The 6,681-nt window shown below is 71.0% G+C and carries 6 protein-coding genes; all 6 read left to right on the forward strand.

Translation table 11 applies throughout. The annotated features are described in order from the left end of the window. Positions 1-129: 129 nt before the first annotated feature. Positions 130-1,512, forward strand: coding sequence for a hydroxysqualene dehydroxylase HpnE (gene hpnE, locus IE206_RS28470; RefSeq protein WP_189967007.1), 1,383 nt, complete (start codon positions 130-132; stop codon positions 1,510-1,512). After that, a complete protein-coding gene (locus tag IE206_RS28475; protein WP_189967009.1) occupies positions 1,509-2,618 on the forward strand; it encodes a polyprenyl synthetase family protein in 1,110 nt (369 codons plus the stop codon). Before hpnE ends, IE206_RS28475 begins: the two co-directional genes overlap by 4 nt. 112 nt (positions 2,619-2,730) lie before the next feature. Next, positions 2,731-4,725: a squalene--hopene cyclase gene (gene shc, locus IE206_RS28480; protein WP_189967011.1), complete on the forward strand. Its 1,995-nt coding sequence runs from the start codon at positions 2,731-2,733 to the stop codon at positions 4,723-4,725. Continuing rightward, positions 4,725-5,369, forward strand: a complete 645-nt coding sequence (locus tag IE206_RS28485; protein WP_189967013.1) for a phosphorylase family protein — start codon at positions 4,725-4,727, stop codon at positions 5,367-5,369. Before shc ends, IE206_RS28485 begins: the two co-directional genes overlap by 1 nt. A 5-nt stretch (positions 5,370-5,374) precedes the next feature. Further along, a complete protein-coding gene (hpnH, locus tag IE206_RS28490; protein ID WP_189967015.1) occupies positions 5,375-6,397 on the forward strand; it encodes an adenosyl-hopene transferase HpnH in 1,023 nt (340 codons plus the stop codon). A 4-nt stretch (positions 6,398-6,401) separates the two neighbouring features. After that, positions 6,402-6,681, forward strand: a 280-nt coding sequence (locus IE206_RS28495; protein WP_189967018.1) for a flavodoxin-dependent (E)-4-hydroxy-3-methylbut-2-enyl-diphosphate synthase, incomplete at its 3' end; no start/stop codon positions are given.

The raw sequence follows: 6,681 nt of genomic DNA on the forward strand, positions 1-6,681 counted from the left end.
CGCGCACCCGGACGAAGGGCTGAGGACCATTACGCAGGCCCGACGTGCAACTTCCCGGCTCCTTGAGGCGTCCCTGACTGCATCGGCCTGCCGTGCCCACCACGCCGGCGCGGCCGGAGGGGAGGGCGCATGAACGACGCGCAGCCCAAACGCGCCGTGGTGATCGGCGGCGGACTCGCCGGAATCACCGCGGCGCTCGAACTCGCCGACGCGGGCCTGGCCGTGACCCTCGTCGAGGGCCGCCCGCGGCTCGGCGGTCTCGCGTTCTCCTTCCGGCGCGGCGAGCTCACCGTGGACAACGGCCAGCACGTCTACCTGCGCTGCTGCACCGCCTACCGGTGGTTTCTCGACCGCGTCGGCGGGGCCGAACTCGCCCCGGTGCAAGCCAAGTTGGACGTTCCCGTCCTCGACGTGGCCCACCCCAGGGGCCCCCGGCTCGGGCGGCTGCGACGCGACGCGCTGCCCGTACCGCTGCACCTGGCGCGGAGCCTGGCGACCTACCCGCACCTCTCGCTCGCCGAGCGGGCCTTGGTCGGGCGCGCCGCGCTCGCGCTCAAGAAGCTCGACCCGGCCGACCCGGCCCTGGACGGCGTGGACTTCGCGACGTGGCTGAGCCGGTACGGCCAGTCGGGCCGCACCATCGAGGCCCTGTGGGACCTCGTGGGTGTCGCGACCCTGAACGCCACCGCGCCGCACGCCTCGCTCGGCCTGGCCGCCATGGTCTTCAAGACCGGGCTGCTCTCCGAGCCGGGAGCCGCCGACATCGGCTGGGCCCGCGTGCCGCTCGGTGAACTCCACGACACGCTGGCCCGCAAGGCCCTCGACGCGGCGGGGGTGCGCACCGAGACGCGCACCAAGGCCGAGGCCATCTCCCGTACGGCCAGCGGCAGTTGGCAGGTCGAGGTGGCCGGCGAGACGCTGGACGCCGAGGTCGTCGTGCTCGCCGTACCGCAGAAGGAGACGCACGACCTGCTGCCCGACGGGGCGCTGGAGGAGCCGGGCAGGCTGCTCGGCATCGGCACCGCGCCGATCCTCAACGTCCATGTCGTCTACGACCGCAAGGTGTTGCGGCAGCCCTTCTTCGCGGCGCTCGGCAGCCCGGTGCAGTGGGTCTTCGACCGGACGGACTCCTCGGGGCTGAAGGGCCAGGGGCAGTATCTGGCCATCTCCCAGTCGGCCGCCCAGGACGAGATCGAGCTGCCCGTGGCCGAACTGCGCGCGCGCTATCTCCCCGAGCTGGAAAAGCTGTTGCCCGCGGCGCGCGGCGCGGAGATCCTCGACTTCTTCGTCACCCGGGAGCGGACAGCGACGTTCGCCCCCACCCCCGGCGTCGGACGGCTGCGGCCCTCGGCGCGGACCCGCGCGGACGGCCTGTACCTGGCCGGCGCGTGGACCGCGACCGGCTGGCCCGCGACCATGGAGGGAGCCGTGCGCAGCGGATTCAGCGCCGCCGGCGCCGCTCTCTCCACCCTCGGCCGCCCCCATGTTCATCCGCTTCAGGAGGCGGCATGACTGTTAGCAGTACTGGAACAAGAGGAGAGACTGTGCCGACTGTGCCTTCGGCTTCGGCGAATCCGGCTGTGGACACCGTGGACGTCAACGCCCTGCTGGAGCGGGGGCGCGCGCTGTCGACTCCGGAGCTGCGCGCGGCCGTCGACCGGCTCGCGGCTCCCATGGACACCGTCGCCGCCTACCACTTCGGGTGGATCGACGCCCAGGGCCGCCCGGCGGCCGGCGACGGCGGCAAGGCCATCCGGCCCGCGCTCGCCCTGCTCTCCGCGGAGGCGGCCGGCGCCAGTGCCGAGGTCGGCGTGCCGGGGGCGGTCGCCGTGGAGCTCGTGCACAACTTCTCGCTCCTGCACGACGACCTCATGGACGGCGACGAGCAGCGCCGCCACCGCGACACGGTGTGGAAGGTGCACGGCCCCGCGCAGGCGATCCTCGTCGGCGACGCCCTGTTCGCCCTCGCCAACGAGGTGCTCCTGGAGCTCGGCACGGTCGAAGCGGGCCGCGCCACCCGCCGACTCACCACCGCCACGCGGAAGTTGATCGACGGTCAGGCCCAGGACATCTCCTACGAGCACCGCGAGCGGGTCACCGTCGAGGAGTGCCTGGAGATGGAGGGCAACAAGACGGGCGCGCTGCTCGCCTGCGCCGTCTCCATCGGCGCGGTCCTCGGCGGAGCCGACGACAGGACCGCCGACACCCTGGAGGCGTACGGCTACCACCTCGGGCTCGCCTTCCAGGCCGTCGACGACCTGCTCGGCATCTGGGGCGACCCGGACTCCACCGGCAAGCAGACCTGGAGCGACCTGCGCCAGCGCAAGAAGTCGCTGCCGGTCGTCGCGGCCCTCGCCGCGGGCGGCCCGGCCTCCACACGGCTCGGCGAGCTGCTCGCCGCCGACGCCAAGAGCAATGACTTCGACAGCTTCTCCGAGGCCGAGTTCGCCACTCGGGCGGCCCTGATCGAGGAGGCGGGAGGCCGCGAGTGGACCTCCCAGGAGGCCCGCAGGCAGCACACCATCGCGATCGAGGCGCTTAGCGCGGTCGACATGCCGGAAAAGGTCCGTGCGCAGCTCACCGCCCTCGCGGACTTCGTCGTCGTACGAAAGAGATGATTGCCATTTCCATATGACTCGCAGTCGACGGAAGGGCCGGTTAGCGCGGGCCCCGCCGACGGAGACCCCAGCACAGCAGAAGTAGCAACTGCACTTGCATTAAGGGGAAGCCATGACAGCGACGACCGACGGAAGCACCGGGGCCCCGCGGCCCCGGGCCGCCGCGGCCAGTGCAACAACCGGGGTCGCCCCCGGCGCGGACGCGGTACTCGGCGCCGCCCGGCAGGCCGCCGAGCGCGGCGTCGGGCATCTGCTCGCGAGGCAGGACGCCCAGGGCTGGTGGAAGGGCGACCTGGAGACCAACGTCACCATGGACGCCGAGGATCTGATGCTGCGTCAGTTCCTGGGGATCCAGGACGAGAAGACGCTCCGGGCGGCCGGTCTCTTCATCCGGGGCGAGCAGCGCGACGACGGAACCTGGGCCACCTTCTACGGCGGCCCGGGCGAGCTCTCCACCACCATCGAGGCCTACGTCGCGCTCAGGCTGGCCGGAGACCGGCCCGAGGACGCGCACATGGCCCGCGCCTCCGCCTGGATCAGGGCACAGGGAGGAATCGCCGCCGCCCGGGTCTTCACCCGCATCTGGCTGGCCCTGTTCGGCTGGTGGAAGTGGGACGACCTGCCCGAGCTGCCGCCCGAGCTGATCTTCCTGCCCAAGTGGGTCCCGCTCAACATCTACGACTTCGGCTGCTGGGCCCGGCAGACCATCGTGCCGCTCACGGTGGTCTCGGCCAAGCGGCCGGTACGGCCCGCCCCCTTCGCGCTCGACGAGCTGCACACCGACCCCCGGCGCCCCAATCCGGTCAAACCCCTTGCCCCGGTGGCGAGTTGGGACGGCGTGTTCCAGCGGCTCGACAAGGTGCTGCACGCGTACCACAAGGTGGCCCCCCGCAAACTGCGCCGGACCGCGATGCGCAGCGCCGCCCGCTGGATCGTCGAACGCCAGGAGAACGACGGCTGCTGGGGCGGCATCCAGCCCCCCGCCGTGTACTCGGTGATCGCCCTGCACCTGCTCGGCTACGACCTCCAACACCCTGTCATGCGGGCCGGGTTGGAGTCCTTGGACCGGTTCGCGGTGTGGCGCGAGGACGGTGCCCGGATGATCGAGGCCTGCCAGTCCCCGGTGTGGGACACCTGCCTGGCCGTCATCGCGCTTGCCGACGCGGGCGTACCGGCCGACCACCCCGCCCTCGTCAGGGCCGTCGACTGGATGCTGGACGAGGAGATCACCCGGCCCGGCGACTGGGCGGTGCGCAGACCCGGGCTTCCGCCGGGCGGCTGGGCGTTCGAGTTCCACAACGACAACTACCCGGACATCGACGACACCGCCGAGGTGATCCTGGCGCTGCGCCGCGTCCAGCACCCGCAGCAGGACCGGGTCGACGCCGCCATCGCCCGCGGGGTGCGCTGGAACCTCGGCATGCAGTCGAAGAACGGCGCCTGGGGCGCGTTCGACGCCGACAACACCAGCGCCTTCCCCAACCGGCTGCCCTTCTGCGACTTCGGGGAGGTCATCGACCCGCCGTCGGCCGACGTCACCGCGCACGTCGTGGAGATGCTCGCCTACGAGGGCAAGTCGCACGATCCGCGCACCCGGCGCGGCATCGAGTGGCTGCTTGCCGAACAGGAGGCCAACGGCGCCTGGTTCGGGCGCTGGGGCGTCAACTACGTATACGGCACAGGGTCGGTGGTGCCTGCCCTCACCGCCGCCGGGATCCCCGCCTCGCACCCCGCGATCCGCCGCGCGGTCGGCTGGCTGGAGTCCGTGCAGAACGACGACGGCGGCTGGGGTGAGGACCTGCGCTCCTACGGCGAGACCGAATGGGTGGGCCGCGGCCCCTCCACCGCCTCGCAGACCGCCTGGGCGCTGCTCGCGCTGCTCGCGGCGGGGGAGCGGGACGGCAAGGCCGTCGAGCGCGGCATCGCCTGGCTCGCCGAGACCCAGCGCGAGGACGGCTCCTGGGACGAGCCGTACTTCACCGGCACCGGATTTCCCCGGGACTTCTCGATCAACTACCACCTCTACCGGCAGGTCTTCCCGCTGACCGCGCTCGGCCGCTACGTCCATGGAGAACCGTTCTCTCCCAACAGCACCAAGGGGAGTTGATGGACACACCCCAGGCCCCGGAGCCCGTTCCGCTGGTGATCGCCTGTGCGCTCACCCTCGAGCGGTTCGCGCTGCGGGGCGCCCGTGGCGGCTCGGCCGGGCCCGTCACCGTGCTGCGTAGCGGCATGGGCCCCCGGGCCGCCGAACGCGCCGTCGTCCGGACCCTTTACGGGGATCGGATGCGCGACGCGGCGGTCATCGCCTCAGGCTTCTGCGCCGGCCTCGTCCCCGGGATGCACCCCGGGGACCTGGTCGTCGCCGAGGAAACCCGCGACCCGCGCGGCACCACGCTGTGCAGCGACATCGAGGTGCTCGCCAAGGCGCTCGCCGAGGCGCTGCCGGGCCGCACCGTCCACACCGGCCCCCTCACCGGGTCCGACCACGTCGTACGGGGCCCGGAGCGGGCCGATCTGCGGGCGACCGGGGCGATCGCGGTGGACATGGAGTCCGCCGCCACGCTCTGGGCCGCCCAGCAGGCCGGACCGCGCCCGGTTGCGGCCGTACGGGTGGTCGTGGACGCTCCAGAACATGAACTCGTCCGGATTGGCACGGTGCGCGGTGGAATATCAGCCTTCCGCGTTCTTCGTGCCGTCCTTCCCGCTTTCTTTGAATGGCACCGTTCTTTGCTGCTCCCCAGGAGGTGAGCCAGATGGCCATGCCGCTTCGTCAGTCCATCAGGGTCGGGACCTATCTTTTTGAACAGAAGTTGCGGAGGCGTGAGAAGTTCCCGCTGATCGTCGAGCTGGAACCGCTCTTCGCCTGCAACCTGAAGTGCGAGGGCTGCGGAAAGATCCAGCATCCGGCCGGGATTCTGAAGCAACGGATGCCGGTTGCCCAGGCCGTCGGAGCGGTCCTGGAATCCGGTGCGCCGATGGTCTCCATCGCGGGCGGCGAGCCTCTGATGCACCCTCAGATCGATGAGATCGTGCGGCAGTTGGTGGCCAGGAGGAAGTACGTCTTCCTGTGCACCAACGCGCTTTTGATGCGCAAGAAGCTGGAGAAGTTCAAGCCGTCGCCGTACTTCGCCTTCGCCGTGCACATCGACGGGCTGCGCGAGCGGCACGACGAGTCCGTGGCGAAGGAGGGGGTGTTCGACGAGGCCGTGGAGGCGATCAAGGAGGCAAAGCGGCAGGGCTTCCGGGTCACCACCAACTCGACCTTCTTCAACACCGACACCCCGCAGACCATCATCGAGGTGCTCAACTTCCTCAACGACGACCTCAAGGTCGACGAGATGATGATCTCGCCCGCGTACGCCTACGAGAAGGCCCCCGACCAGGAGCACTTCCTGGGCGTCGAGCAGACCAGGGAGCTCTTCAAGAAGGCCTTCGCCGGTGGCAACCGGGCGCGCTGGCGGCTCAACCACTCGCCGCTCTTCCTGGACTTCCTGGAGGGCAAGGCCGACTTCCCGTGCACGGCGTGGGCGATCCCCAACTACTCGCTCTTCGGCTGGCAGCGGCCCTGCTACCTGATGAGCGACGGATATGTGCCGACGTACCGGCAGCTCGTCGAGGAGACCGACTGGGACAAGTACGGCCGGGGCAAGGACGAGCGGTGCGCGAACTGCATGGCGCACTGCGGCTACGAGCCGACCGCCGTGCTCGCGACCATGGGGTCCCTGAAGGAGTCGCTGCGGGCGGTCCGCGAGACCGTCCAGGGAAACCGCGGGTGATGTCGTGAGCCTCGGAGAGCCGGTCTCCCTGGGGCTCCCCGCGCTGCCGGCCCGGCCGCCGGCGGTGCGCCGCCTCTCGCGGCGCATCCAGGTCGGGTCGGTGGCGGTCGGCGGGGACGCACCCGTCTCGGTGCAGTCCATGACCACGACGAGGACGTCGGACATCGGTGCGACGTTGCAGCAGATCGCCGAGTTGACGGCGTCGGGCTGTCAGATCGTGCGTGTCGCCTGTCCGACGCAGGACGATGCGGATGCGCTGGCGACGATCGCGCGGAAGTCGCAGA

It is taken from the genome of Streptomyces violascens (genome assembly GCF_014649955.1).
Classification (GTDB): domain Bacteria; phylum Actinomycetota; class Actinomycetes; order Streptomycetales; family Streptomycetaceae; genus Streptomyces; species Streptomyces violascens.

What these genes read in the sequence shown, in the direction of transcription:
- hpnE (WP_189967007.1), top strand. Translation starts at nt 130, where the DNA reads ATGAACGACGCGCAGCCCAAACGCGCCGTGGTGATCGGCGGCGGACTC.
- IE206_RS28485 (WP_189967013.1), top strand. Translation starts at nt 4,725, where the DNA reads ATGGACACACCCCAGGCCCCGGAGCCCGTTCCGCTGGTGATCGCCTGT.
- IE206_RS28475 (WP_189967009.1), top strand. Translation starts at nt 1,509, where the DNA reads ATGACTGTTAGCAGTACTGGAACAAGAGGAGAGACTGTGCCGACTGTG.
- shc (WP_189967011.1), top strand. Translation starts at nt 2,731, where the DNA reads ATGACAGCGACGACCGACGGAAGCACCGGGGCCCCGCGGCCCCGGGCC.
- hpnH (WP_189967015.1), top strand. Translation starts at nt 5,375, where the DNA reads ATGGCCATGCCGCTTCGTCAGTCCATCAGGGTCGGGACCTATCTTTTT.